The sequence below is a fragment of the Massilia cellulosiltytica genome, assembly GCF_047325105.1.
Classification (GTDB): domain Bacteria; phylum Pseudomonadota; class Gammaproteobacteria; order Burkholderiales; family Burkholderiaceae_D; genus Telluria; species Telluria orientalis.
Window position 1 is genome coordinate 2,560,816 of sequence record NZ_CP168562.1, and the last position, 23,212, is coordinate 2,584,027.

Below are 23,212 nucleotides of genomic sequence, written 5' to 3' on the forward strand. Positions count from 1 at the left end.
TCAGCCTCCCGTCTGCGACATGAAGCGCACGATTTTCTCGGGCCGCGCCGTGAAGTCGTGCTGGTGGGGTTTCAGTTCGATGGCGTGGCGGATCGCGGCTTCGAGTTCCGCGTCGCTGGCGCCGGCGCGCAGCAGCGGGCGGAATTCGAATTTCTCTTCCTGGCCCAGGCACAGGTACAGCGTGCCGTCCACCGCCAGGCGCACGCGGTTGCAGGTGGCGCAGAAATGCTGCGACATCGGCGTGATGAAGCCGATGCTGCTCCTGCCGTCGCGGGTGGCGAGGTAGCGCGCCGGTCCGCCGCCCAGTTCCAGCGCCTGCGGCACGAGGTCGAATCGTTGCTGGAGTCGTTCGCGCACGGGCTGCAGGTCCATGTAGGCCGCGTTCTGGCCGGTTTCTCCCATCGGCATCACTTCGATCAGGCGCAGCACGAAGCCGTGGCCGATGCAGAATTCCGCCATGCGCTCGATCTCGCCGTCGTTCACGCCGCGCATCGCGACCATGTTGATCTTGATGGGATCGAAACCGGCCTCCTTGCCAGCCATGATGCCGTCCAGGATGCGCGCGTGGCTGTCGCGGCCCGTGATCGATTCCATGCAGGTGCGGTCCAGCGTATCGAGGCTGACGTTGATGCGCGCGACGCCGGCCTTGCGCAGCGCCTCGGCGTGGCGGCGCAGGGTCGTGGCATTGGTCGACAGCGACAGGTCGTCGACGCCGGGGATGGCGGCGATACGGCCGGCCAGGTCGGTCACGTGGCGGCGCAGCAGCGGCTCGCCGCCCGTCAGGCGGATGCGGCGCGTGCCGAGGCGGGCGAACGCACGCAGCAGGCGCTCGATCTCGTCGAACGTGAGCCAGTCCTCCGGCTCCTCGAACCCCTTGAAACCCGTCGGCATGCAATACGTGCAGCGCAGGTCGCAACGGTCCGTCACGGACAGGCGCAGGTATTCGATCGTTCGGCCGTAGCGGTCGCGCAACATTGCGGTTCTCCAAAGGGGTGATGGTGAAGATTGTAGAGACCGCGCGCCACTCTGGCTGTCGGCATGACGGATGACGGGAGCTAGTTCTTTCGGCGTATGTCGGGCCACGCAGGCTGCCGCTAGACTTGATTTCCTATCGGCAAGAATGTGTCGAAACGAGAGGAATTCATATGAAAATGTCAAATTTCAGGATCGGCACGCGCCTTGCCGCCGGCTTCGGCCTCGTGCTGGTGCTGCTCGCGCTCGTGGTCGCGGTCGGGCTGCAGCGCTTCCACGATGTCGGCCGGGCGACGGCGACGCTGATCGACGACGACTGGGCCAAGGCGGAAGCCGCCGCCACCATCGACACGATGACGCGGGCGAATGCGCGCCGCACGCTGGAACTGTTCATCGCGCCGGACGACGGCTACCGGACCCGGGTGCGCGAGAACATCGCGTTGAACCGGCACGAGATCGACGCTGCGCTGGCCACGCTGCGCCGCCTCGTCGCCAGCGCAGAAGGCAAGGCCGTGCTGGCCCGGGTGACCGAGCGGCGCGAGGCGTACGTGGCCTCGTTCACGCAGGTGAACGCCCTCGTCGACGCGGGCAAGCGCGACGAGGCGCAGCAACTGGTGCTGGCGGAAACCCTGCCGCGCCTGGACGTGTTGCAGCAGGCCGTGCATGACCTCAACGTGCTGCAGAAGGGGCGCGCGGTCGCCGCGGGCAAGACCGTGCAGGACCGGATCGCGTCGGGCCGGGTGCTGATGCTGGCGCTGGGCGGCGCCGCGCTGGCCGTCGGCCTCGTGTTCGCCGTCCGCCTCGCGCGCTCGATCGTGCTGCCGCTGCGCAGCGCCGTCGCGGTGGCGCAGCGCGTGGCCGGCGGGGATCTCACCAGCCGGATCGAGGCGGGTTCGCAGGACGAAGTCGGCGAGCTGCTCGGCGCGCTGGCGGCGATGAACGCGAGCCTTTGCACGATGGTCGGCGAAGTGCGGCGCGGGACCGAGACGATCGCCACGGCGTCCTCGCAGATCGCAAGCGGCAACATGGACTTGTCGGCGCGCACGGAGATGCAGGCCAGCGCGCTGCAGCAGAGCGCTTCGTCGATGGAGGAACTGACGGGCACCGTGCAGCAGAACGCGGACAATGCGCGCGCAGCGAACGCGCTGGCGGCGGCCACGGCGGCGATCACCGCCGAGGGCAGCGACGCCGTCGCGCGCGTGGCGGCCACGATGGACGAGATCAGTGACGGCGCGCGCCGCATCGCCGACATCACCGGCATCATCGACGGCATCGCGTTCCAGACCAATATCCTCGCGCTCAACGCCGCGGTGGAAGCGGCGCGTGCCGGCGAACAGGGCAAGGGCTTCGCCGTCGTCGCCACCGAGGTGCGCAATCTGGCGCAGCGGTCGGCCGCAGCGGCCCGCGAGATCCGGCACCTGATCGACGATTCGACCGCGAAGATCGCGGGCGGCACCGAACTCACCGGCCGCGCGGCCGACACCATGCAGCGCGTGTTGGCCAGCGTGCGCCAGGTGACGGGCATCATGGCCGACATCACGGCGGCCAGCGACGAGCAGCGCATCGGCATCGAGCAGGTCAACCAGGCCGTGGGCCAGATGGACAGCGTGACGCAGCAGAACGCGGCCCTCGTCGAGCAGGCCGCCGGCGCGGCGCAGGCCTTGCAGGAACAGGCGCATACGCTGAACGACACGATCCGCATGTTCAGGCTCGAAGCCGCCGGGCGCGTCTAACGGTAGCCCCGTTCGGCGCTTTGATCAACGGGAACGGCAACCTTACCTTCCAGATAAAACACGCAAGCGCCTTCCAACTCGACACGGTCGCCGACGAGCCGGCATGTCAGTTCGCCACCACGAGGCGAAGCCTGGAATGCGCGGAGTTCGCTCTTTCCCAGGCGTGCACTCCAATACGGTGCGAGTCCGCAGTGAGCGCCGCCGGTCACCGGATCTTCAGGTATTCCTTTGGCGGGCGCAAAATAGCGGCTCACACAATCCCATCGCTGGTCTCCCCGAGCGGTGACGACGACGCCGGGGCGGTCGAGCCGCGCGATCGCGGCAATGTCTGGCGCCAGGCCACGGACCGCCTCCATATCCTGCAGTACAGCGATGTAATTAAAACCGTCGTCCAGCGTCTCCACTGGCTCGATTCCCAGTGCTTCCGCCAGCCTCGCCGGAAGGGGTATCGATCGTGGCACGCGTACCGGAAAATTCATCACGTACCGGTCGCCCATGCGCCTGACGGTCAAGGGGCCACTCGCCGAATCGAACGTCACCGTCGTGCGCCCTGGCTGCAGCCGCTCCATGACGACGGCAGCGCTTGCAAGCGTAGCATGGCCACACAGCGGCACTTCAACCGTAGGCGTGAACCAGCGCAGGCGGCAATTGTCACCGTCTGGTACCAGAAAGGCAGTTTCCGGAACATTGTTTTCGGCAGCAATTTGACGCAGGAGTCCATCGTCCGCAAACGTCTCCATCAAGATCACAGCAGCCGGGTTTCCCCCAAAAAGCTGGCTGGTGAATGCGTCGACTTTGTAGATCGGCAAACTCGTTACTGAACGATTCATGGGCTTGAGTGTTGATAGCGGAGAGATTGCTTACGTCGCAGCAGCGCAACGATGGCGGTTGCGTTGATGGCCGACATTGATGAATTACGAAATGGTTGGTTCCGGGTTGTACCGATCAGCGACGCTTGTCTGGCCAAAGAAGCGGTCTATTTCGGCTCGAGGGTATTGCGAGACCCGGGCCGTCTGGAGACGTTTGCACTTCTCGAGGGGACCGAGCGATTTGTCGGGCGGGCAGATACCAAGAAGTTCCAGATGGGCCAGCCCAGGGATTGCCGTGAGCGGATCGAGCGACCGGATGGTGGTGGTCCTCCCGGACGCGTCCCAGCTTGGAAGCGTCGATAACGATAGTGATATCAGCCGTGTCAACCTGGCCAGCGGCCCGAGATCGCTGATCCTGGGCATGTGCACGATGCGTAGATAGCGGAGATTCTCGAGCCTTCCAAGGAATTCGAACGACTCGTCAGGAAAGGTGGCGATCACGAGTTCTTCCAGGTCGCGCAACTCGGCCAAGGGTTCGAGGCTCTTGTATCGGCAGTGCCATACCGTTGCACTACGTATCGCATCGGGATGAGCGATTACTGGAAAGATGCGCGCAGGGTCGCGCATGACCTTGAGGTGTGCTCCAGAAATTTCCATCCTGCTCTGACTTTCCTATGTTGATAAGGCCGGAAAAGGTCTGCATGTCGCCGATGTCGTTTTAGCCGAAAACACCTGCGATGCCTGACACCAAAACGACGATTCCAGTCGATCCAAAGGCGAACTTCAACCATTTGTTCGGCATAAGGCCCGATCCGGCAAAGAGGACAATGATCAGCAAGAGGAAAGTAGCGGAAGGAATATGCATTCCAATATGTAGAAAGTATGTGCGGGCGCGCCGGAACAGATGTCCGCTCATGGCCGACAGCCGGCGGTTGGACCGGCTCAGTGTACGCGGTTGTTGCTTGAATGGCAATTGCAGGGGTTTGTCAGGCGCTCCTAATGATCGTGACGCCGCATCAGCGCATCGATGCCGGCCACCGTGCCGGCCATCGCCAGCGCCGCGACGCCGGCGCCGGCCCACGTGGCGATGCGGTCGCCGGCCGCCCACTCCTGCCACGCCAGCACGGCGGGCATCAGCATCATCGGCGCCGTCATCGCGGTGGCGAGCCAGGCGTGGCGGCGCACGCCGGCCGACAGGCTCTCAACCACCGCAGCACCCGCCGCAGCAGCCGCCGCTCTTTTCCTTGCGCGCTTCGCCGTAGCCGGCGCCCAGCAGCGCCGCGGTGATGTCCTGCGTCGACGTGGCGTCCTCGTCGAACTCCACGTGCATCTCGCGGCCGCCCGGTTCGAGGTCGATGCCGCGCACGCCGGGCAGCGTGCACAAGGCGCTCGTGAGGCGTTCGATGTCGGCGAAGGCGAGAGGGGCCGAGAACTGGAAATCGTGTTGCATGATGCTCCTTTTGCGTTGGGTCGTTGGTACACCGTCAGGGTAGGGCGGCGCGCCGCCCCTGTCCTTGAACCGGTTTCAGGTTTTACGAATCAGGCGCAGCCGCCCAGGTAGTGGCACGACGTGCAGCGCGCGCAGCCGTCGACCTTGCGCAACGCCCGCGCGCCGCATTCCGGGCACTTGGCGCCCGTCTCTTCGACCGCCGCGATGCCAGGTGCCGGCACCTCGTCCGGCGTGCCGCGCCGAGCCAGCAGGCGGTCCAGCGCGTCGGCGGACACCTGGTTGCCGTAGGCGTCCAGGAAGCCGCGCCGGATCAGGATCCGCTGCAGCATGAAGGCGATCGCCGCCACTTCCGAATCGTGGTACATCGGCACCTGCACGCCGTCCGCCCGCGTCAGCTGGCCGCAGCGCACCGGTCCCTTCTCCCACACGACCGCGCGCATGTCGGCGAGGGCCTTGGCGATGGAACTGCCGGCGCGCGCGGCCAGCGACAGCAGGCGCATCGTGGAGGTGATCCACTGGTGGCCGTCGCTGCGCTGGTTGGCGGGCATGAAGAACTCGAACGGGCGCTCGATGGCGAGGTCGCGTCCGTGCAGCCGTCCTTCCACGCGCATGAAGCTGATGGTCAGATACACCGTCTTCTTGCCTTCCTGGGTCGTGTATTCGACCTTCGAGGTGACCGATTCCAGTTCGCCCGCCGGACGGCTTTCGAAGCGGCGGCGCAGCGGATCCACATCGCCCGGTGCTGCGGCCGCGGGCGGCGGCGCGACACTCAATACGCTGCCCGTGACGGCGTTGGGCCGGTAGGTGGCCAGGCCCTTCAGGCCGGCGCGCCACGCCTCAGTATATAAATCCTTGAAGTCGTCGAACGGGTAGTCGGCCGGCACGTTGACCGTCTTCGAGATCGCGCCGTCCACGTACGGCTGCACGGCCGCCATCATGCCGAGGTGGTCCTGCGCGGACATCTCCAGCGCCGTCACGAACTGCGCCGGCAGTGCGGAGACGTCGTGGCCGAGGTGGCGGTACAGGCGCCACGCATGGTCGGCCACCTCGTAGATGCGCGTGCTGTCGTCCGGCATGCGCTTCTTGCGCTGGTAGACCCACGAAAAAGCGGGCTCGATGCCGTTCGAGGCGTTGTCCGCGAACGCGAGCGCGATGGTGCCCGTGGGTGCGATCGACATCAGGTGCGAATTGCGGATGCCGTGGCGGGCGATCGCTTCGCGCAGCTCATCCGGCAGGCGCCGCGCGAATGCGCCGTCCAGGTAGCGCTCCGCATCGAACAGTGGGAACGCGCCTTTTTCGCGCGCCAGCGCCACCGATGCTTCGTACGCGGCGTCGCGCAGGGCGCGTGTGACGTCGGCGGCGAACGCGCGGCCCTCGTCGGCGTCGTAGCGCAGGCCCAGCATGACGAGCGCGCTGCCCAGGCCCAGGAAGCCGATGCCGATGCGGCGCTTGTCGCGGCCTTCCGCCGCCTGCTGGGGCAATGGCCATTCGGTGGCGTCGAGCGCGAGGTCGAGCATGCGCACCCCGACGGCCGTCACTTCGCGGAACGTGTCGAGGTCGAAGCGCGCCTCCGGCGTGAACGGCTGGCGCACGAACTTCGTGAGGTCGAGCGAGCCCAGGTCGCAGCAGCCGTACGGCGGCAGCGGCTGCTCGCCGCACGGGTTCGTGGCCGCCAGCGTCTCGGCGTAGTACAGGTTGTTTTCGCCGTTGATGCGGTCCAGGAACAGCACGCCCGGCTCCGCGTGGTCGTAGGTCGACCGGATCACCTTGTCCCACAGGTCGCGTGCCCGCACGGTGCGGTAGACCCAGCGGCCGTCCGGGCGCAGGTACGTGCCGTTGGCCTGGTCGTCCGGCCCTGGCTCGGCCGCGTGGGTCAGCTCGACGGGATCGTCGTCCAGCACGGCGCGCATGAACGCGTCCGTGACGCCCACGGAGAGGTTGAAATTGCTGAACGCGCCGCCGTCCTTGGCGGCGACGAAGGCCTCGATGTCGGGATGGTCGATCCGAAGGACACCCATCTGGGCGCCGCGGCGCGCCCCGGCCGATTCGACCGTGCGGCACGACGCGTCGAACACGGCCATGTACGACACGGGGCCGGACGCGCGCGACCGCGTGCCTTTCACGAGGCTGCCGGCGGGGCGGATCGCGGAAAAATCGTAGCCGACGCCGCCGCCGCGGCGCATGGTTTCCGCCGCTTCGGCCACGGCGCCGTAGATGCCGGGAATGGCGCCGTCGCGGCCGCTGATCGCGTCGCCGACGGGCTGCACGAAGCAGTTCATCAGGGTGGCCTTCAGGCCGACGCCGGCCGCCGAGTTGATGCGGCCGGCGGGCACGAAGCCGTGGTCCTGCGCCCACAGGAAGCGCTGCTCCATCTCCAGGCGCAGCGGCTCGGCTTCGTGCGCGGCCAGCGCGCGCGCCACGCGGGCGCGCACTTGCGCGACGGTCGTCTCGTCGCCCTTCGCGTATTTTTCCTGCAGTACGTCGGCCGACACGTCCTGCGTCGGCATGGATGCGGCAAAGAGGGATTCGTTGGCGTTCATGTCATCCTCGGTGATAGTCAGGCGTCCACTATCCCCGAGGCCCGCCGGCCCCGCCTTAAACTGGTTGAAGCATTCGGCGTTCCGCCGCCAGCAGGGCCACGTCGCCCGCCACCTCGCGCGCGACGGCGGCCGCTTCGGCCGGATCGAACTGCATGTGGTAGCGCTTGCGCACGCCGTGTTCGGCCAGCTGGAAATGCAGGTCGGGCGTCACGCCGTGGCGCGCGAGGCAGTGGCGCGCGCATTCGAGCGGGCAGCCGTCGATCGCGACGACGGGCCGCCCGGATCTCGCTAGCTTGACGAGCGACGGCACGTCGCCGCCCACGCCGGCGATGCAGGACATCTCGGCGACTTCCTCCCGGTCGAGCTCCAGCGCGATGTGGTTGGCCATCTGCGCCGCGCTGGAACAGCCGGAGCAGGAATAGACGAGCGGGAAAACGGTGCGATCACGGCCCATGGGGTTCTCCTGTCAACGGTCGATGGCGTCCAGCGTATTCTTGATGAGCAGACCCAGCTCCGTGTCGCCTTCCATCACGAGGCGGCGGCTGAAGAACAGCGTGTCGGGATCCTCGCGGCGCGTGGCCAGCAGGCCCAGGTCGTACAGGGTCGCGCCGATGACGACGTCCGGTGCCGTCTTCGACGTCACGGCCGCGAACGAGCGCCCGTTCCACGCGACGTCGAAAGTGACGCCCGCGTCCAGCACGGCCAGGCGCAGCCGCTTGCGCAGCAGCTGCGCGCGCGAGTCGTCGTCCAGGTGCGGCTTCAGGCCCGCGTTCAGGCCCGCCGCGAACAGCCACGCGCCGGGCCGGCCGGGCAACCGGGACAGGACGTGGCGGACGGGCGCCGGCAGGCGGTAGGGGGACGCGTTCATGCGGCCACCTCGTCGAGGCCGGGACGGCCGTGCCAGAAGCCGTTGCAGGCGGCGCCCGGCATCCACGCGCCCATCTGCGCGCGCGCGGCGGCCCCGGTCAGGGCGCCCGTCAGCACGCCGTGCACGCTGGCGACGATGTCCGCCATGTGGGCCGACTGCGGGCTCAATCGGACGGCGCCCACGCCCAGCGCGCGCATGGCGGGCAGCGCGTCGACCAGGTTGTAGACCTTCGCGGACTTGGTCTGGATGCCGTTCAGGACGAGGAACGGCTTGCCTTCCTGCGTGTTCAGCACGAGGCCGTCCGGATGGTCCAGGCAGCTGAAGCGGCAGTCGTCCTTGGGCAGGTTGCGGTGGCGCGCCGTGAAGCAGCGCGCGGAAAACGCGAGCGGCATGCGGCCGTAGGCGAACACCTCGGTCTCCACGCCGGCCGGCAGGGCGGCCTGCATGGCTGCGAGGCTGGTCGACGGCATCTCCAGCGGCGCGACCCAGCGCACGGCGCCGGCGCGGGCGAGCACGGCGAGCGTGGCCGGGTTGTAGATGTTCAGGTGCGGGCCGGCGACGAACGGGCGGCCGTCGACGCAGTGCACGGCGCCCATGTCGTTCGCCTCGACGAGGAAGCGGCCGTTGCCGGCGACGCGGCGCAGGGTGCTCAGGTCGGATGGCGATTCGATCAGCACCTGGGTCGACAGCACGACTTCCTTGCCGGCGCCGGCCAGCCGTTCGGCCAGGGTGAGCCAGTCGGAAGGACGCAGCTCGTGCCGGCGCGAGCACACGGTTTCGCCGAGGTAGACGATGTCGACGGGTGTCGTCGCCAGCGCATCGTAGAACGCGAACACGGTATCGCGCGGCCAGTAGTATTGCAGGGGCCCGAGGGCAATCTTCATGATGGTCTTTCGGTACGGGGTCATTTCCAGGGGCGGTGGTAGGCACCCAGCGTGTGCTGGCTGCCTTCGGCGACGTTGTCCAGGCTCGTCATCCACTCGCGCCGGACCGTGTAGCGGCCGTGTTCCGCGAGGCAGGCGTCGATCGCGGCGCGCCACACCTTCGTGACCTGGGCCACGTACGCGGGGCTGCGCTGGCGGCCTTCGATCTTGACGGCGCGCGCGCCCACTGCCGCGAGCTTCGGCAGGATCTCGAGCGTGTTGAGGCTTGCCGGCTCCTCGATCGCGTAATACGTCTCGCCGTCCACGTCGAAGCGGCCCTTGCACAGCGTGGGGTAGCCGGCCTGCTCGCCGTCGCCGTAGCGGTCGATGAGGACGTCGTACAGGCGCGCCTCCAGCGCGCGCGGCGTCGGCGTCCAGCGCACGGCCTTCGCGGGCGAGCACACGCCGTGCGTGTTGGGCGATTCCCCGGTGGCGTACGACGACAGCTGGCAGCGGCCCTCGGCCATCACGCACAGGCTGCCGAAGCCGAACACCTCGATCTCGATGGGCGAGTGCTCGATGACTTTCTCCGCCTGGGCCAGCGACAGCACGCGCGGCAGCACGGCGCGCGCGATGCCGAAGTGGCGGTGGTAGAACGCAATGGCGTCGATGTTCGTCGCCGAGCCCTGCACGGACAGGTGCAGCCGCAACTGGGGATGCACGCGCGCCGCGTATTCCATCAGGCCCGGGTCGGCGAGGATCACGGCATCGATGCCGTGCGTGGCGGCGCGGTCGAGCGCGCGCCGCCAGGGACCGTCGCCGCCCGGCTGCGGATAGGTGTTCAGGGCAAGGAACACCTTGCGGTTGCGGTCGTGGGCATAGCGGATGCCTTCGGCGATGGCGTCTTCGGAGAAGTTCAGGCCGGCGAAGTTGCGCGCGTTGGTCGCGTCGCGAAAGCCGAGGTAGACGCAGTCGGCGCCGTGGTCGATGGCGGCCTTGAGGGCCGGCAGGCTGCCGGCGGGACAAACGAGTTCGAGGGAGGGAGAGGTCATGGCGGGCGGGTGAACGGTAACGCAAAGAGCATAATGACGCGCCGCCCGCGGCGCCTTGAACGAGGATAAGTAAATCCGGGTTCAGGCAAATCGGACGGCGTCGCCTTCCGTGTCGAACGCGAGGAACCGTTCGATGGCGCCGCGGTGCACGGCGTCGATCATCATCTTGAGGCCGCGGTCGACGCCGGACGCCTGCTGTTCCCCTGCCAGCGCCGCGACGAACACCATGTCCCACGGCTGGCCCGTCGCGCGCGACTCGGCGGCCAGCGCACCGAAATCCGCCAGCTCGTCGAGACCCTTGTCGACGCACATCACGGGCGCCAATGCGCCGCCGCGGCCTTCCTCGAAGCGGCGCGCCTGGCCCGGCGTGTGCGTCTGCGGCAGTTCGGCGACCGCGAACACGAACAGCAGGCGCTGCGCCTCGGGCTGGGCGCGCGCGGCGGCGAGGAAATCGGAAAAATTCGAGAGCTGCATGGGGAATCCGTGACAAAGGGGAGGATGGTCCGATTGTAGGCGGCTTCCCCGCGCGCGTAAGTCGGCACGATGGAGGACGCCGCCTAGTTCTTCCGGACTATCCCGCGCGGCCGTCGTACGCGCGAGAATGGCGGCATCCCGACCATTTCATGACATCCCGCGACCGTGGCCACCATCGATCCCTGCACCTTCCTGCGCCGCCTGCCGCTGTTTTCCGACCTCGGCGACGACGAACTGCGCGCCGTCGGCGCGGCCGCCACCGAGCAGCACGTCGACCGCGGCCGCACCATCGTCGAGCGGGGTGACCCGTGCGAGGGGTTTCACTCGATCCTGTACGGACAGGTCAAGCTGGCCTTCATTTCGCCGCAGGGCCAGGAAAAGGTCATCGAGATCCTCGGCGCCGGCAAGACGTTCGGCGAGGCGGTCATGTTCATGGAAAAGCCGTACTTCGTGACGGCGACCGCGCTGGAAGACTGCCTGCTGCTGCACGTCCGCAAGGAAGCCATTTTCGCCGAGCTGGAACGGAGCGCGGCATTCGCCCGGCGCATGCTGGCCGGGATGAGCCGGCGCCTGCACGGCCTCGTCGCCGATGTCGAGGCGTACACGCTGCATACGGGCGGCCAGCGCGTCGTCGGCTATCTGCTGAAGGATGCGCCCGAATCCGGCGCGACGGTGCGGCTGTCCGTCAGCAAGCGCCTCGTCGCGTCGCGCCTGAACATCACACCCGAGTATTTTTCGCGCGTGCTGAACGATCTCACGCGGCGCGAACTCGTGCGCGTGGACGGGCGCGACATCGCGATCCTCGACGCGAACGGATTGCGCGCCTACGAGGGATAAGCGTCCGCGACCTGTTTCGTCTCGCGCGCGATCACGGCTTCCTCGTCGGCCGGCAGCGCCCACACGGCGACGGCGCTGTCCGGCGCGTGCAGGCGCGGGCCGTGGGTCGCATTGGCGTCCGCGTCGAGGCGCATGCCCAGCCATGCCGCCTGCGCGCACACGCGGGCGCGGATGTCTGCCGCGTGTTCGCCGATGCCGCCCGTGAACACGAGCACGTCGAGGCCACCCGCCGCCGCGGCCAGGGACCCGAGTTCGCGCGCGATGCGGTACACGAACACGTCGACCGCCTCGCGCGCGGCCGGGTCCGGGCTCGCGAGCAGGGTGCGCATGTCGCCGCTGATGCCGGAGAGGCCCAGCAGGCCGCTATCGCGGTACAGCAGGCGTTCCAGCGCGTCTGGCGTCATCCGTTTTGCGCGCAGCAGGTGCAGCACGAGGCCGGGATCGAGGGCGCCGCAGCGCGTGGCCATCGGCAGGCCGTCCAGCGCGGAAAAGCCCATCGACGTCGCCACGCTCCGGCCGTCGATCATGGCGCACATGCTGGCGCCGCTGCCCAGGTGGGCGACGACGACGCGGCCATGGGCACGCGGTTCGATCGCGGGCAAGGTGTCGGCGATATGGGTGTACGACAGGCCGTGGAAGCCGTAGCGCAGCATGCCTTCATCCGCGCATGCCCGCGGCAGGCCGTACAGGCGCGCGACCCGCGGGTTCCCGAGGTGGAACGCGGTGTCGAAGCAGGCGACCTGCGGCAGGCCCGGATGCAGGCGCGCCATCGCTTCCATGCCGGCCACGTTGTGCGGCTGGTGCAACGGCGCCAGCGGGGCGAGGGCCTGCAGTTCGGCGAGCAGCGCCGGCGTGACGAGCGCCGGTCCCGCATGGTTGTTCCCGCCGTGGACGACGCGGTGGCCGATGGCCGCGAGCCGGGCCGGCGCGAGATGGCTCTCGACCTGGCCGATGATGGTACGCAGTTGCGCGGGGCCGTGGCCCTCCACCTGGCCGTGCGCGGTCGCGACGAGGTCCGCGCCCCGTTCCACGTACACGGCGTACTTGATGCTGGACGAGCCGGCGTTGATGCATGCATATCCTTTGGCTGCGTCGTCCGTCATGGCGATCCGATCACGGCGGCCGCCGCCGAGTGGCGCACGAGCAGGGACGCCAATGGGCACGACGCGAGGCGGGCCAGCGGCCCGTCCGCGCGGCTGGTGAGCATGATGGGCACGCGCGCCCCGAGCACGATGCCGGCCACCTGCGCCTCCGCCAGGTATTCCAGCTGCTTGGCGAGCATGTTGCCCGCTTCCAGGTCGGGCACGACGAGGATGTCGGCCCGGCCGGCCACCGGCGACACGAAGCCTTTCGTGCGCGCCGCTTCTTCCGACACGGCGAGGTCGAACGCCATCGGCCCGTCGATGATCGCGCCCTCGATCTGGCCGCGGTCCGCCATCTTGCACAGCGCGGCCGCCTCGATGGTCGACGCGATCTTCGGGGACACCGTCTCGAGCGCGGACAGGATCGCCACGCGCGGCGCCGCGATGCCCAGCGCGTGCGCCAGCTCGATCGCGTTGCGGACGATGTCGCGCTTGTCTTCCAGCGTCGGGTAGATGTTGATGGCAGCGTCCGTGAGGAGCAGCGGGCGCGGATACGTCGGCACGTCCAGCGCGAACACGTGGCTGATGCGGCGGCCCGTACGCAGGCCGGTGTCGCGGGCGACGACGGCATGCATCAATTCGTCCGTGTGCAGCGCGCCCTTCATGATGGCGCCGACCTCGCCCGTGCGCGCCAGCGCCACGGCGGCGTCGGCGGCCGCGTGGCTGTGCGCGGTCGGCACGATGCGGTACGGCGTGAGGTCGACGTTCGCCTGTGCGGCCGCCTGGCGGATCTTCGCTTCCGGGCCGACGAGCACCGGTGCGATCAGGCCTGCGCGCGCCGCTTCGACGGCGCCCAGCAGCGACACCGTGTCGACCGGGTGGACGACGGCCGTGGGCACGCGCGGCGCATCCTGCGCTGCCGCCAGCAGCGCGCGGTAGCGGCCGCCGCGCTCGCGCAGGCGCACTTCCGGCAGCGCGATACGGGGCCGCGCGACCTTCTCGGTCGGCGCGATGACCTCCGCCGTGCCGCTCGCCACCTGCTGGCCGTGCTGGTTCGTCACCGTGCAATCGAGCGTCACGCGGTGCTTGTCCGGATCGAGGCGGGTGACGGTGAGCAGCACGGTCACGGTGTCGCCCAGGCCCACCGGCTCCAGGAAGCGCAGCGACTGCCCGAGGTAGATCGTGCCCGGACCGGGCAGCTGGGTGCCGAGCACCGTCGAGACGAGCGCGCCGCTCCACATGCCGTGCGCGATCACTTCATGGAACATGCTGCCGCGTGCGTAGTCCTCGTCCAGGTGGGCCGGATTGACGTCGCCCGACATGACGGCGAACAGTTCGATGTCGGCGCGGGTCAGCGTGCGCGCGAGGCTCGCGCTGTCGCCGACCTTCAGTTCGGCGAACGTGCGGTTGCTGATCGTGTCCATCGTTCACCCCAGTATGTGGTAGCCGGCGTCGACGTATTCGACGTTGCCCGTCACGAGGCGCGCACCGTCGCTCGCCAGGAAGGCGGCGAAGGCGCCCACGTCGTCCAGCCGGGCCAGCATGTGCTCGGGCGCGCGCGACCAGGCGTCGCCGAGGAGCTCGTCGAAGTGTTCCAGGCCGGACGCGGCGCGCGTGCCCATCGGGCCCGGCGACACGGCGTTCACGCGGATGCGCCGGCTGCCCAGTTCCGCCGCGAGCGCGCGCACCGACGCCTCCAGCGCCGCCTTCACGGGGCCCATCAGGTTGTAGTGGGGGACGACCTTTTCGGCGCCGTAGAACGTGAACGTCAGCAGGCTGCCGCCGTGCGGCATCAGCGGCTCCGCCAGTTTCGCGCAGCGGATGAAGGAATGGCACGACACGTCCATCGCCAGCGCGAAACCTGCCGCCGAGCAGTCGGCGACCCGTCCCTGCAGGTCGTCCTTCGGTGCGTACGCGATCGCGTGGATGACGAAATCGAGCGTGCTCCATGCGGTGCGCACCGCGTCGAACACGGCCTCGAGCTGGCCGGGCGCGCGCACGTCGCACGGCAGCACGAGCGGGCAGCGCAGCGCCTCGGCCAGCGGGCGCACGTTGGGTTCGGCGGCGTCGTCGAAATACGTCACGGCCAGTTCGGCGCCGCACGCGGCCATCACGCGCGCGCAGCCCCAGGCGATGCTGCGGTCGTTGGCGATGCCGAGAATGAGCCCGCGCTTGCCGCGCAGGTCGATGAGAGCGTTCTGCATGGGATTCTCCAGTGAGGGTTCAGCGTTCCAGCACGTAGCGGCCGGGTGCCGGACCGAGCGCGGCGCCCGGCGCGGGCGGCGCGGTGCGGCCCGTGCTGCCGGCTTCCAGCCAGTCGGCCCAGGCGGGCCACCACGAGCCGTCGCGCGCGGGTGTCGCGGCCAGCCAGTCGTCCGGGGCCACGTACGTGTCGCCATCGCTGCGGCGCGCGCGGCGGTAGTGCCGGCCGCCGTGCCCGGGTTCGCTGACGATGCCCGCGTTATGGCCGCCGCTCGTGAGCACGAACGTCACGTCGGCGTCGGCGACGAGATTGATCTTGTAGACGGACTTCCACGGCGCCACGTGGTCCGATTCGGTGGCGACGACGAACAGCGGCGCGCGGATGTCGGCCAGTGCCACGGGCCTGCCGTCGATGCGATACCTCCCCTCGAACAGATCGTTCTTCAGGAACAGCCGGCGCAGGTATTCGCCGTGCATCCGGTACGGCATGCGCGTGGCGTCCGCATTCCACGCCATCAGGTCGTTCATCGGCTGGCGCTGGCCGAGCAGGTAGTCGTTGACGATGCGCGACCACACGAGGTCATTGGAGCGCAGCAGCTGGAACGCGCCCGCCATCTGGCGCGTCTGCAGGTAGCCCTGGCGCCACATGATGTCTTCCAACAGATCCAGTTCGCTGTCGTCGATGAACAGCGACAGCTCGCCCGGCTCCGTGAAGTCGGTCTGGGCGGCGAACAGCGTGAGCGATTGCAGGCGTTCGTCGCGCCGGCCCGCCAGGTACGCGGCGGCGATCGCGAGCAGGGTGCCGCCCAGGCAGTAGCCGACGGCGTTCACGCGCCGGTCGGGGACGATGGCGTTGACGGCGTCGAGCGCGGCCAGCACGCCCAGGCGCAGGTAGTCGTCCATGCCCAGGTCGCGGTCGGCCTCGCCCGGGTTGTGCCACGAGATCATGAAGACCGTGTGGCCGCGGCCGACGAGGTAGTTCACGAGCGAGTTGTGGGGCGACAGGTCGAGGATGTAGTACTTCATGATCCATGCGGGCACGATCAGCACGGGTTCCGCATGCACGTCCGCCGTCGCGGGCGCGTACTGGATCAGTTCCATCAGCCGGTTGCGCAGGACGACGCGGCCCGGCGTGGCGGCCACCTGGCGGCCCGGCACGAAGTCGTCGGCGCCGGCCGGCGGGCGGTCCGTCAGCAGGCGCCACCAGTCGTCCGCGACGTGCGCCAAGCCTTTCGCGACATTCATGCCGCCCTGTTGCACCGTGGCCTGCAGTACTTCCGGGTTCGTCGCGACGAAGTTCACTGGCGACATCATGTCGAGCAGCTGGCGCGCGACGAACGACACGACCTGTTCGTGGTGCGGCGCGACGCCGCCGATGCCGGTCGTGACGTTGTGCCACCACTGCTGGTTGAGCAGGAAGCCCTGCTGGATCACGTTGAACGGCCACTGCTGCCAGGCGGCGCCGTCGAAGCGGCGGTCCTGCGGCAGCGGCTGGATGCAGGGTGCCGCCGGCCCGGCCGCCGCGCGCGCGGCGTAGTCGCCGAAGCGGCCCGCCTTGCGCAAGGCCTTGTCGCACAGCCGGGCCCATTTGCCGGGCGACTGCGCCAGGTGCAGGCTCCAGTCCATCCACGCGAGCGCCAGCGCGGCGGGCGAGATGCCGGACGTCATGCGGCCAAGCGCGGCGTGCAGCATCCGGTCGGTCATGGCGGGAGGTTCGATATCCGCCCAGGGGTCGGTGGCTGGTGGGTTGAATTTGTCCATGCACCCACCTTACCGGTTTGATCGAATTCAGATCGTTGATCTAGATCAAAATCTTGAAATATGGTTAATCAGCGCGCAGTGCCTGCACCAGCTGTTCGTCGAGGCCGTAGATATCGTCGGCGAACAGGGCGCGGCCCTCGCGGTCCGTGAGCGCCGTCGCGTAGAACAGCACGACGGGGACCGGCTCCCGCAGCGGCACCGTGACCGTGCGGCCCGGCCGCAGCGCCGTGGCCACGGCGCCGGCATCCCAGCGCACTGGATCCGCCAGTACGAACTGCGCGAGCGCGGCCGGATCCTCGACGCGGATGCAGCCATGGCTCAGGTCGCGCCGCGACCGGGTGAACAATTCCCGCGCCGACGTCGAGTGCAGGTAGATGTTCATCGGGTTCGGCATGGCGAACTTGACGGCGCCGAGCGCGTTCTTCGGGCCCGGCCGCTGCCGGACCCGCGCCGTGCCCGCGCGCAGTGCGGCAGCGACAGCGGCGTCGGGCAGGACCTGGCCGGCGGCGGATACGGCTTCCATGTCGTTGCGAGCCAGGTAGCCCGGATCGCGTGCCAGCTTCGGGATGATCTCGGCCTTCTCGATGCTGCGCGGGACGTTCCAGTATGGATTGAATTCCAGGTAGCGCATCTGGCCGATGAACAGCGGCGTGGGCGTGCGCGCGGCCGCACCAACGATCACGCGCATTTCGAGGAGTTGCCCGGCCGGATCGCGGCCGTCGAATGCCCACAGGCGATAGGCCGGCACGTCCACGACGACGACACGGCCTTGCGGCGGACGCGGCAGCCAGCGCAGGCGTTCCAGGGTCAGTTCCAGCTGCGTCACGCGGCGGGCCGGCGGCACCGCCAGCGCGGCCAGCGTGCCCGCGCCCAGCACGCCGTCCTGCGCGAGGCCGTGGCGCGCCTGGAAGCGGCGCACGGCGACCGCCAGTTCGGGCGTGTAGACGTCGCCGGCGGGCGGTTCGGCATCCAGGTCGCCGACCAGGCGCAGACGCTCGCGCAAGAGGGCCGTGCCGGCATACCGCATGCCCGGTTCGATCCGCTTCGCCGGCAGCGGCGGCAGGTCCGGCCAATGCGGGCTGGCGGCGGCGAGGGCGCGGTAGCGGGCCAGCGTGGCCTCGACCCGGCGCACCATCGGGAACTGTGGCGACGCCGTGTCCACCGCTTCCGCCAGGCGGCCGGTGCGCAGCGCCTGGCGCAGGTGCGCCACGGGGTCGAAGGCGTCGTCGGACGATAGGCGGTAGCCGGAGGCGACGCGGCCGAAGTGCAGGTCGGCCAGGTACTGCAGCATGGCGGTGCCGAGGTCCCGTTCCAGCGCGAGGGCGGCCACGTCGTCCGCACCGGCAGCGAGTCGCGTGGCCAGTCCGTCGGCGTCGTAGCGCGCCGGGTCGAGCCCGTGCGCGGACGCGTCGCGCAGCAGGCGCACGGCTTCGCGTGCACGGGCGCCGCCGTCGTCCAGCCAGGCGGGCGGCGGCGCAGCGCCGGCAAACAGCCGTGCCGTCAGCGCGCGGGCGTCGACGGGACCGCGCGGCGTGTCCTGGACGGCGGCGGCGAGTGCGGGGACCAGAGCGAACAGGAGGCAGCAGAGCCAGCGGGAGGCGATGACGTTCATGGCTGCACGATAGACCTCCGGTTGCCGCATCGTCATTGATGCAGGTCAAACTGCCCGTATGGGGCTTCAATTGACGAAACAACCGAACGTTTTGAGAAAGATTAATTTGTCATCAACATTTCATGATTGTTGCCTAGGCTAAAGCCTCGCTGAGCATCAAATCCGTCATTTCCGATAATCAACCTGGATGAGTCAAATGCAACTTTCTGATCTCGCGTTCCCCGTCGTCATGGTGCACGCATGAGCCGCCGCGGCTTCCTCCGCACGCTGGCCCAGGCCGGCGGCGCCAGTGCCGTCCTCGCTTCCTTCCCGCCCGCGATCCAGAAGGCGCTGGCCCTGCCGGCCAACCAGCGCACCCGCAGCCTGCAGGACGTCGAGCACATCGTCGTGCTGACGCAGGAGAACCGCAGCTTCGACCATTATTTCGGCACGCTGGAAGGCGTGCGGGGATTCGGCGATCCGTTCCCGATTCCCGTGATGGACCGGCAGAACCTCTTCAACCGCAAGACGGTCTTCGTGCAGCAGTCGGTCGGCGGCGCGCCGGTGCCTGGCCGGCCGAACTGGCCGCAGAGCCGCGCCATCGCGCCGTTCCGCCTGAATACCGTGCAGGACTTCCCGGTCATGCGCGTGGCCGGCACGCCGCACGCGTGGCTGGATGCGCAGCTGGCATGGGACCACGGCCGCATGAACGACTGGTGTACCGTGAAGCAGAACCATTCGCTGGGCCATTACGCCGAGGCCGACGTGCCGTTCCAGTTCGCGCTGGCCCGCGCCTTCACGATCTGCGACCACTATCACTGCGCGACCCAGACCGGCACCAACACGAATCGGCTGTTCCTGTTCACCGGCCATAACGATCCGCTGGGCGCCGCCGGCGGCCCGTCGACCGACAACAGCCACGACGACTTCAATCCGGACCCGAACACCGACTACCGCTGGACGACGTATCCGGAGCGCCTGGAAGCGGCCGGGATCAGCTGGCAGGTCTACCAGAACATGGCGGACAACTTCACCGACAATTCGCTGGCCGGCTTCCGTTCGTTCCGCAACGCGTGGTATCAGCGCCCGGGCTATTCGCCGTCGTTGCGCAACCGCGGCGTGAGCACGCGCGATCTCGACCTGCTCAAGGCGGACGTGCTGGCCAACCGGCTGCCGCAGGTGAGCTGGGTGGTCGCCACCGCGGAAGGGTCCGAGCACCCGGGGCCGTCGAGCCCCGCGTCCGGCGCCGACTACATCGCCCGCGTGCTCGATGCGCTGACGGCCAATCCGGAAAGCTGGAGCAAGACGGTCTTCATCATCAACTTCGACGAGAACGACGGCTTCTTCGACCACATGCCGCCGCCGGCCGTCCCGTCGTACACGACGTACAGCCCCGATCCGGCACAGGCCCGGTTCGCGGGCGCGTCGACCGTCGACACGACCGGCGAATACCACCACATCCTCAACGGCGCCGACGCGCGCACCTTGCACCGCCCGTACGGCCTGGGCCCGCGCGTGCCGCTGTACGTCATCTCGCCGTGGACCAAGGGCGGCTGGGTCAATTCGCAGGTGTTCGACCACTCGTCGATCGTCCGCTTCATCGAGGCGCGCTTCGGCGTGCGCGAGCCGCTCATCAGCCCATGGCGCCGTGCCGTCAGCGGCAACCTGCTGTCGTGCTTCGATTTCGTGAACCTGAACGACAGCGCGGCCGCCTTGCCCGACACGGCCGCGCGGCGCGCGCTGGCGCTGAGCCTCGGCAGCACCAAGGTCCCGGCGATCCCGACGGCCCTGTCGGCCCCCGTGCAGGCGGCCGGCGTGCGTCCGGCCCGCGCGCTGCCGTACGAACTGCAGGTACAGGCGCAGGTGTCCGCGACCGGCGGCCTGGTCGACCTCGCGTTCGAAAATGCGGGCGAAGCCGGTGCCGTGTTCCACGTGTACGACCGCCGCGCGCTGGACCAGATCCCGCGCCGCTACACGGTCGAAGCGGGCAAGCAGCTGACGGGCCGCTGGACCACGGGCGCCGCCTACGACCTGTGGGTGCTGGGGCCGAATGGCTTCCACCGCCACATCGCGGGCGACGTGCGCCGCGCCGCGGACGCCCCGTTGCCGGAAGTGGTCGTGCGCGCCGACCGCCGCGCGGGAGAGCTCGTCGTCGACTTCGTCAACAACGGCGGCCAGCCATGCACCTTCCAGCTCGTCGCCAACAAGTACACGACGATGCGGATCCCCGACGTGCGCGTGCCCGCACGCTCGCGCAGCACGTTGCGCCTGTCGCTGGCGCAGACCGCCAACTGGTACGACTACGCGGCGCGCGTCGACGGCATGCCGGGCTGGCTGCGGCGTTTCGCCGGCCACCTGGAAAACGGCCTGCCGTCGATCAGCGACCCGGCGATGCGGGGCGCGGCGCAACTCGACCAGTATCGTATCGTTTGATCAGGAGACTTCCATGCATGTTCGCTTCCTCATGGCCGCCGCGCTGCTCGCCGCGGCGTGCAACAGCCAGGCCGCCGTCGTCTACGGCAGCAACCTCGTCGTCAACGGCGATGCCGAAGCCGGCCTCGCCGGCTGGACCGGCTACGCGGGCTACAGCGCGTTCCAGTCCGTGGACTACGGCAGCAACTGGGTGCTGCCCACGCAACCGGGGCCGGCGGACCGCGGCAACAAGATGTTCGCCGGGTTCGGCCAGTATGCCGTCGGCTGGCAGACGCTGGACTTCGGCACCGCGACGTCCGGCACGATCGCCTATTCGCTGACCGGCTGGCTCGGCGGCTGGCAGGACCAGGGCGACAACGCGCTGTTCTATGTGCAGTTCCTCGACGAATTCGACAACGAAGTCGGGAACTCGGTGCTCGGCCCCGTCACGCCGCAGGACCGCAATGACCAGACCGGCCTGATGTACCGCGAGACCGATGGCTTCGTGCCGACGGGCACCCGCAAGCTGTCGTTCTGGCTGTCGATGGAGCGGCTCGTCTCGGGCGACAACGATGGCTATGCGGACAACCTGTCGTTCGTCCTGCAGGCGCCGCCTGCGGGCGAGGTGCCGGAACCCGGCGTGGCGGCGGTGTTCGCGCTGGGGCTCGGCATGCTGGGCTGGGCGCGCCGGTCAAGGCACTAGGCTGTGGCGGTGGCGCAGCACGGGCGCCGCGAGGTCGAGCCCGAGCCGCAGGCAGGCCACGGCGAGCAACAGGCCGGCGGCTGACGCCAGGGGCGGCACGGCGCACGCGGCGAGCAGCACCGCGACGGCCGCGGCGTGCCAGCGGCATTGCGCGCGCAGCCGGCTCGGGGCGATGAGTTCCGCGAACTTCGGCACCGGCGCGCGCGGCGGCAGGCGGGCGCGCAGGTGGTGCCACACGAGGAACGGGACGATCCGGTACAGCATGCCGTTCACGGCGGACATCGCGCAGCCGCCGAGGAAGCAGACGCCGACGACGACGTCCGGGACTTCGCCCGGCCACGCGAACAGCCAGGCCGCCCCGGCCAGCGCCGCGAGCGACAGCAGCCAGTACGGCGTGCCGGCCGCCGTGCGCGTGCGTTCGCGCCGCAGCAGCAGGGAAGCGGCGAGGCCGGCATAGCCCGTGACGAGCGCGGCGCCGGCCAGCGCGGGCACGGCGCGCCATGGCGCGTCCAGCCAGCGGCCCGCGACCCATCCGGCCAATGCGAGCAGCACGAGCGGCACGAGCGCGCGCGCGGCGAGCGGCGGAAACGGGTCGGTCGCCTGGAACATCGGGATCACCTGGAATGACACGGCCATCACGAGCGGCACCACCCAGCCGGCCAGGCCCAGCGCCGCGTGGGTGTCGACCAGCGGCAGCACGGGGACGGCCGGGCCGCCCGCGAGCCAGCCGGCAAGGAGCAGGCCGGCCACGACGCACGCCAGCAGCGCCGCGACGGCCGCGCGCATGCCGCCGGCGATGTGGGCGGTGGCCGCCGCGGCGCGGGTTCGTTGCCATAGCGAGGGCAGCAGGCAAGCCAGCAGCGCGCCGAACGCCGCCAGCAGCACGGCGCCCGCCAGCGCGAACAGCAGCGCATGCCCGGACAGGAACGCGGCCGCGAGCAGCGCCGCGCCGGCGCCCAGCAGCGGGCAGCTCCAGACGGCGAGGCGGTACGTTCCGCGCAGCGGCAGGCCGGCCACGGCGGGCACCATCTGCAGCAGCGAGCCGGCCATCGTCATCGTCAGGAAGCCCAGCGTGACGAGGTGGACGGCGGCGAGCGCCGGCGCGGACCAGCGCGACGCGAACACGGCCGCGCCATGCCACGCGACGACGCCGCCCGCCGCCACCCCGAACCAAGGCGCCGCGAGCAGGAACGCGAGCGGCACGGCGGGCGGCGGGAGGCGGGTGGTATCGACGGCGCGCCGCATCAGGCGTTCCGCGCGATGGTCACGAGGCAGCCGTCGTCCTGCCACTCGGATCGCCAGCGGTAGCCGGTGCGCGCGAGGATGCCGTACAGCGGGTGCGGCTCGCGCGCCAGCAGCACGCGCAGCCGCGCGCCGTCGGCGAGGGAATCGAGCGCGTCGAGCACGCGCTCCATGGGTTCGGGGGCGGGCAGGGCCCGCAGGTCGAGAAGATCGTTCATGACGGTGCGATGAGGCTGGACAGCGCAATGCCGTCCAGCGACTCGAGAAAGCAGGCCGTCGCGCGGCACAGCGCCCCTTTCAGCACGCACGCCGGCGCGAGCGGGCACGCGCGGGCGCGGCCGTCCAGGCAGGCGACGAGGTTGAAATCGGGCTCGGCGTGGCGCACGACGTCGCCCACGGTGATGTCCGCGGGCGCGCGGGCGAGGCGGATGCCGCCGCAGCGGCCCCGCACGGTCTCCACGAACCCGGCATGTCCCAGCTCGTTCACGATCTTCGTCAGGTGATGATGCGAGATCCCGTGCAGGGCGGCCACCTCGCCGGTGGTGGCGAGGCGACCGCGGTTGGCGCCCAGGTACATCAGGACGCGCAGGGCATAGTCGGTATGTTCGGTGAGACGCATGT

General features: G+C 69.4%; 22 protein-coding genes and 1 pseudogene. 4 read left to right on the plus strand and 19 right to left on the minus strand.

All coding sequences use genetic code 11. The annotated features are described in order from the left end of the window. Positions 1-975, minus strand: a complete 975-nt coding sequence (moaA, locus tag ACEN9H_RS11320; protein WP_056125101.1) for a GTP 3',8-cyclase MoaA — start codon at positions 973-975, stop codon at positions 1-3. Positions 976-1,145: 170 nt separating this feature from the next. Between moaA and ACEN9H_RS11325 the strand changes: the two genes are divergently transcribed. Further along, positions 1,146-2,705 carry a methyl-accepting chemotaxis protein gene (locus ACEN9H_RS11325; RefSeq protein WP_413674811.1) on the plus strand — a complete coding sequence of 520 codons (1,560 nt, stop codon included), beginning with the start codon at positions 1,146-1,148 and terminating at the stop codon, positions 2,703-2,705. Here the strand turns inward: ACEN9H_RS11325 and ACEN9H_RS11330 are convergent. From ACEN9H_RS11330 to ACEN9H_RS11375, 10 genes and pseudogenes are all read right to left on the minus strand, one after another. Beyond that, the gene (locus ACEN9H_RS11330; protein ID WP_413674812.1) at positions 2,702-3,535 is read right to left on the minus strand and encodes a PhzF family phenazine biosynthesis protein; all 834 of its coding nucleotides are present in this window, start codon (positions 3,533-3,535) and stop codon (positions 2,702-2,704) included. The two genes, ACEN9H_RS11325 and ACEN9H_RS11330, sit on opposite strands and share 4 nt — an antisense overlap. Positions 3,536-3,619: 84 nt before the next feature. Beyond that, on the minus strand, positions 3,620-4,171 hold the full coding sequence (locus ACEN9H_RS11335; protein ID WP_413674813.1) for a hypothetical protein: 552 nt from the start codon (positions 4,169-4,171) through the stop codon (positions 3,620-3,622). A 339-nt stretch (positions 4,172-4,510) separates the two neighbouring features. Next, on the minus strand, positions 4,511-4,723 hold the full coding sequence (locus ACEN9H_RS11340) for a hypothetical protein (protein ID WP_413674814.1): 213 nt from the start codon (positions 4,721-4,723) through the stop codon (positions 4,511-4,513). After that, a complete protein-coding gene (locus ACEN9H_RS11345; RefSeq protein ID WP_056125087.1) occupies positions 4,716-4,964 on the minus strand; it encodes a heavy-metal-associated domain-containing protein in 249 nt (82 codons plus the stop codon). The genes ACEN9H_RS11340 and ACEN9H_RS11345 overlap by 8 nt, the downstream gene beginning before the upstream one ends. Positions 4,965-5,053: 89 nt before the next feature. Next, on the minus strand, positions 5,054-7,504 hold the full coding sequence (locus tag ACEN9H_RS11350; protein ID WP_413674815.1) for an adenosylcobalamin-dependent ribonucleoside-diphosphate reductase: 2,451 nt from the start codon (positions 7,502-7,504) through the stop codon (positions 5,054-5,056). Positions 7,505-7,559: 55 nt separating this feature from the next. After that, on the minus strand, positions 7,560-7,958 hold the full coding sequence (locus ACEN9H_RS11355) for a putative zinc-binding protein (RefSeq protein ID WP_413674816.1): 399 nt from the start codon (positions 7,956-7,958) through the stop codon (positions 7,560-7,562). A gap of 18 nt (positions 7,959-7,976) precedes the next feature. Then, a pseudogene (gene ubiT, locus ACEN9H_RS11360) lies at positions 7,977-8,372 on the minus strand (ubiquinone anaerobic biosynthesis accessory factor UbiT); the annotation flags it as partial. Then, positions 8,369-9,256, minus strand: a complete 888-nt coding sequence (ubiV, locus tag ACEN9H_RS11365; RefSeq protein ID WP_413674817.1) for a ubiquinone anaerobic biosynthesis protein UbiV — start codon at positions 9,254-9,256, stop codon at positions 8,369-8,371. The gene ubiV and the pseudogene ubiT, both read right to left, overlap by 4 nt. 20 nt (positions 9,257-9,276) lie before the next feature. Then, on the minus strand, positions 9,277-10,287 hold the full coding sequence (ubiU, locus tag ACEN9H_RS11370) for a ubiquinone anaerobic biosynthesis protein UbiU (protein WP_413674818.1): 1,011 nt from the start codon (positions 10,285-10,287) through the stop codon (positions 9,277-9,279). Positions 10,288-10,368: 81 nt separating this feature from the next. After that, positions 10,369-10,761: a ribonucleotide reductase subunit alpha gene (locus tag ACEN9H_RS11375; RefSeq protein WP_413674819.1), complete on the minus strand. Its 393-nt coding sequence runs from the start codon at positions 10,759-10,761 to the stop codon at positions 10,369-10,371. 165 nt (positions 10,762-10,926) lie between these two features. On the opposite strand from ACEN9H_RS11375, the gene ACEN9H_RS11380 reads away from it, so the two are divergent. Next, positions 10,927-11,598 carry a Crp/Fnr family transcriptional regulator gene (locus ACEN9H_RS11380; RefSeq protein WP_413674820.1) on the plus strand — a complete coding sequence of 224 codons (672 nt, stop codon included), beginning with the start codon at positions 10,927-10,929 and terminating at the stop codon, positions 11,596-11,598. Here ACEN9H_RS11380 and ACEN9H_RS11385 read toward each other — a convergent pair. From ACEN9H_RS11385 to ACEN9H_RS11405, 5 genes are all read right to left on the minus strand, one after another. Beyond that, entirely contained in the window at positions 11,586-12,701 is a 1,116-nt protein-coding gene (locus tag ACEN9H_RS11385) for an acetate/propionate family kinase (protein ID WP_413674821.1), read from the minus strand. The two genes, ACEN9H_RS11380 and ACEN9H_RS11385, sit on opposite strands and share 13 nt — an antisense overlap. After that, positions 12,698-14,104, minus strand: coding sequence for a bifunctional enoyl-CoA hydratase/phosphate acetyltransferase (locus tag ACEN9H_RS11390; protein ID WP_413674822.1), 1,407 nt, complete (start codon positions 14,102-14,104; stop codon positions 12,698-12,700). Before ACEN9H_RS11390 ends, ACEN9H_RS11385 begins: the two co-directional genes overlap by 4 nt. Positions 14,105-14,107: 3 nt before the next feature. Next, positions 14,108-14,869, minus strand: a complete 762-nt coding sequence (gene fabI / locus ACEN9H_RS11395) for an enoyl-ACP reductase FabI (protein ID WP_413675572.1) — start codon at positions 14,867-14,869, stop codon at positions 14,108-14,110. A gap of 34 nt (positions 14,870-14,903) precedes the next feature. Next, on the minus strand, positions 14,904-16,586 hold the full coding sequence (locus ACEN9H_RS11400; RefSeq protein WP_413674823.1) for a PHA/PHB synthase family protein: 1,683 nt from the start codon (positions 16,584-16,586) through the stop codon (positions 14,904-14,906). 121 nt (positions 16,587-16,707) lie between these two features. Continuing rightward, entirely contained in the window at positions 16,708-18,255 is a 1,548-nt protein-coding gene (locus ACEN9H_RS11405) for a L,D-transpeptidase family protein (protein ID WP_413674824.1), read from the minus strand. A 240-nt stretch (positions 18,256-18,495) separates the two neighbouring features. Between ACEN9H_RS11405 and ACEN9H_RS11410 the strand changes: the two genes are divergently transcribed. Both ACEN9H_RS11410 and ACEN9H_RS11415 read left to right on the plus strand, forming a co-directional pair. Further along, positions 18,496-20,667 (plus strand): phosphocholine-specific phospholipase C, encoded by a 2,172-nt coding sequence (locus ACEN9H_RS11410; protein WP_413674825.1) that lies wholly within the window; start codon positions 18,496-18,498, stop codon positions 20,665-20,667. A 13-nt stretch (positions 20,668-20,680) separates the two neighbouring features. Further along, a complete protein-coding gene (locus tag ACEN9H_RS11415; protein ID WP_413674826.1) occupies positions 20,681-21,349 on the plus strand; it encodes a PEP-CTERM sorting domain-containing protein in 669 nt (222 codons plus the stop codon). On the opposite strand, the gene ACEN9H_RS11420 is transcribed toward ACEN9H_RS11415, so the two are convergent. Genes ACEN9H_RS11420 through ACEN9H_RS11430 form a run of 3 tightly spaced genes read right to left on the minus strand, consistent with a single transcriptional unit; the run spans position 21,338 to position 23,210 of the window. Further along, complete coding sequence (locus tag ACEN9H_RS11420; protein WP_413674827.1) at positions 21,338-22,594, minus strand: hypothetical protein; 1,257 nt, start codon at positions 22,592-22,594, stop codon at positions 21,338-21,340. The two genes, ACEN9H_RS11415 and ACEN9H_RS11420, sit on opposite strands and share 12 nt — an antisense overlap. Further along, positions 22,594-22,809, minus strand: a complete 216-nt coding sequence (locus tag ACEN9H_RS11425; protein ID WP_056125051.1) for a DUF2249 domain-containing protein — start codon at positions 22,807-22,809, stop codon at positions 22,594-22,596. Before ACEN9H_RS11425 ends, ACEN9H_RS11420 begins: the two co-directional genes overlap by 1 nt. Further along, complete coding sequence (locus ACEN9H_RS11430; protein WP_413674828.1) at positions 22,806-23,210, minus strand: Rrf2 family transcriptional regulator; 405 nt, start codon at positions 23,208-23,210, stop codon at positions 22,806-22,808. The genes ACEN9H_RS11425 and ACEN9H_RS11430 overlap by 4 nt, the downstream gene beginning before the upstream one ends. Positions 23,211-23,212: the final 2 nt, after the last annotated feature.

Bases quoted from the DNA above. Each gene is read 5' to 3' on its own strand.
- ACEN9H_RS11430 (WP_413674828.1), bottom strand. From the start codon at position 23,210: ATGCGTCTCACCGAACATACCGACTATGCCCTGCGCGTCCTGATGTAC.
- ACEN9H_RS11405 (WP_413674824.1), bottom strand. From the start codon at position 18,255: ATGAACGTCATCGCCTCCCGCTGGCTCTGCTGCCTCCTGTTCGCTCTG.
- ACEN9H_RS11425 (WP_056125051.1), bottom strand. From the start codon at position 22,809: ATGAACGATCTTCTCGACCTGCGGGCCCTGCCCGCCCCCGAACCCATG.
- ACEN9H_RS11420 (WP_413674827.1), bottom strand. From the start codon at position 22,594: ATGCGGCGCGCCGTCGATACCACCCGCCTCCCGCCGCCCGCCGTGCCG.
- ACEN9H_RS11355 (WP_413674816.1), bottom strand. From the start codon at position 7,958: ATGGGCCGTGATCGCACCGTTTTCCCGCTCGTCTATTCCTGCTCCGGC.
- ACEN9H_RS11325 (WP_413674811.1), top strand. From the start codon at position 1,146: ATGAAAATGTCAAATTTCAGGATCGGCACGCGCCTTGCCGCCGGCTTC.
- ACEN9H_RS11385 (WP_413674821.1), bottom strand. From the start codon at position 12,701: ATGACGGACGACGCAGCCAAAGGATATGCATGCATCAACGCCGGCTCG.
- ACEN9H_RS11345 (WP_056125087.1), bottom strand. From the start codon at position 4,964: ATGCAACACGATTTCCAGTTCTCGGCCCCTCTCGCCTTCGCCGACATC.
- ubiV (WP_413674817.1), bottom strand. From the start codon at position 9,256: ATGAAGATTGCCCTCGGGCCCCTGCAATACTACTGGCCGCGCGATACC.
- ACEN9H_RS11330 (WP_413674812.1), bottom strand. From the start codon at position 3,535: ATGAATCGTTCAGTAACGAGTTTGCCGATCTACAAAGTCGACGCATTC.
- ubiU (WP_413674818.1), bottom strand. From the start codon at position 10,287: ATGACCTCTCCCTCCCTCGAACTCGTTTGTCCCGCCGGCAGCCTGCCG.
- ACEN9H_RS11415 (WP_413674826.1), top strand. From the start codon at position 20,681: ATGCATGTTCGCTTCCTCATGGCCGCCGCGCTGCTCGCCGCGGCGTGC.
- ACEN9H_RS11400 (WP_413674823.1), bottom strand. From the start codon at position 16,586: ATGACCGACCGGATGCTGCACGCCGCGCTTGGCCGCATGACGTCCGGC.
- ACEN9H_RS11335 (WP_413674813.1), bottom strand. From the start codon at position 4,171: ATGGAAATTTCTGGAGCACACCTCAAGGTCATGCGCGACCCTGCGCGC.
- ACEN9H_RS11375 (WP_413674819.1), bottom strand. From the start codon at position 10,761: ATGCAGCTCTCGAATTTTTCCGATTTCCTCGCCGCCGCGCGCGCCCAG.
- ACEN9H_RS11390 (WP_413674822.1), bottom strand. From the start codon at position 14,104: ATGGACACGATCAGCAACCGCACGTTCGCCGAACTGAAGGTCGGCGAC.
- ACEN9H_RS11410 (WP_413674825.1), top strand. From the start codon at position 18,496: ATGAGCCGCCGCGGCTTCCTCCGCACGCTGGCCCAGGCCGGCGGCGCC.
- moaA (WP_056125101.1), bottom strand. From the start codon at position 975: ATGTTGCGCGACCGCTACGGCCGAACGATCGAATACCTGCGCCTGTCC.
- ACEN9H_RS11350 (WP_413674815.1), bottom strand. From the start codon at position 7,504: ATGAACGCCAACGAATCCCTCTTTGCCGCATCCATGCCGACGCAGGAC.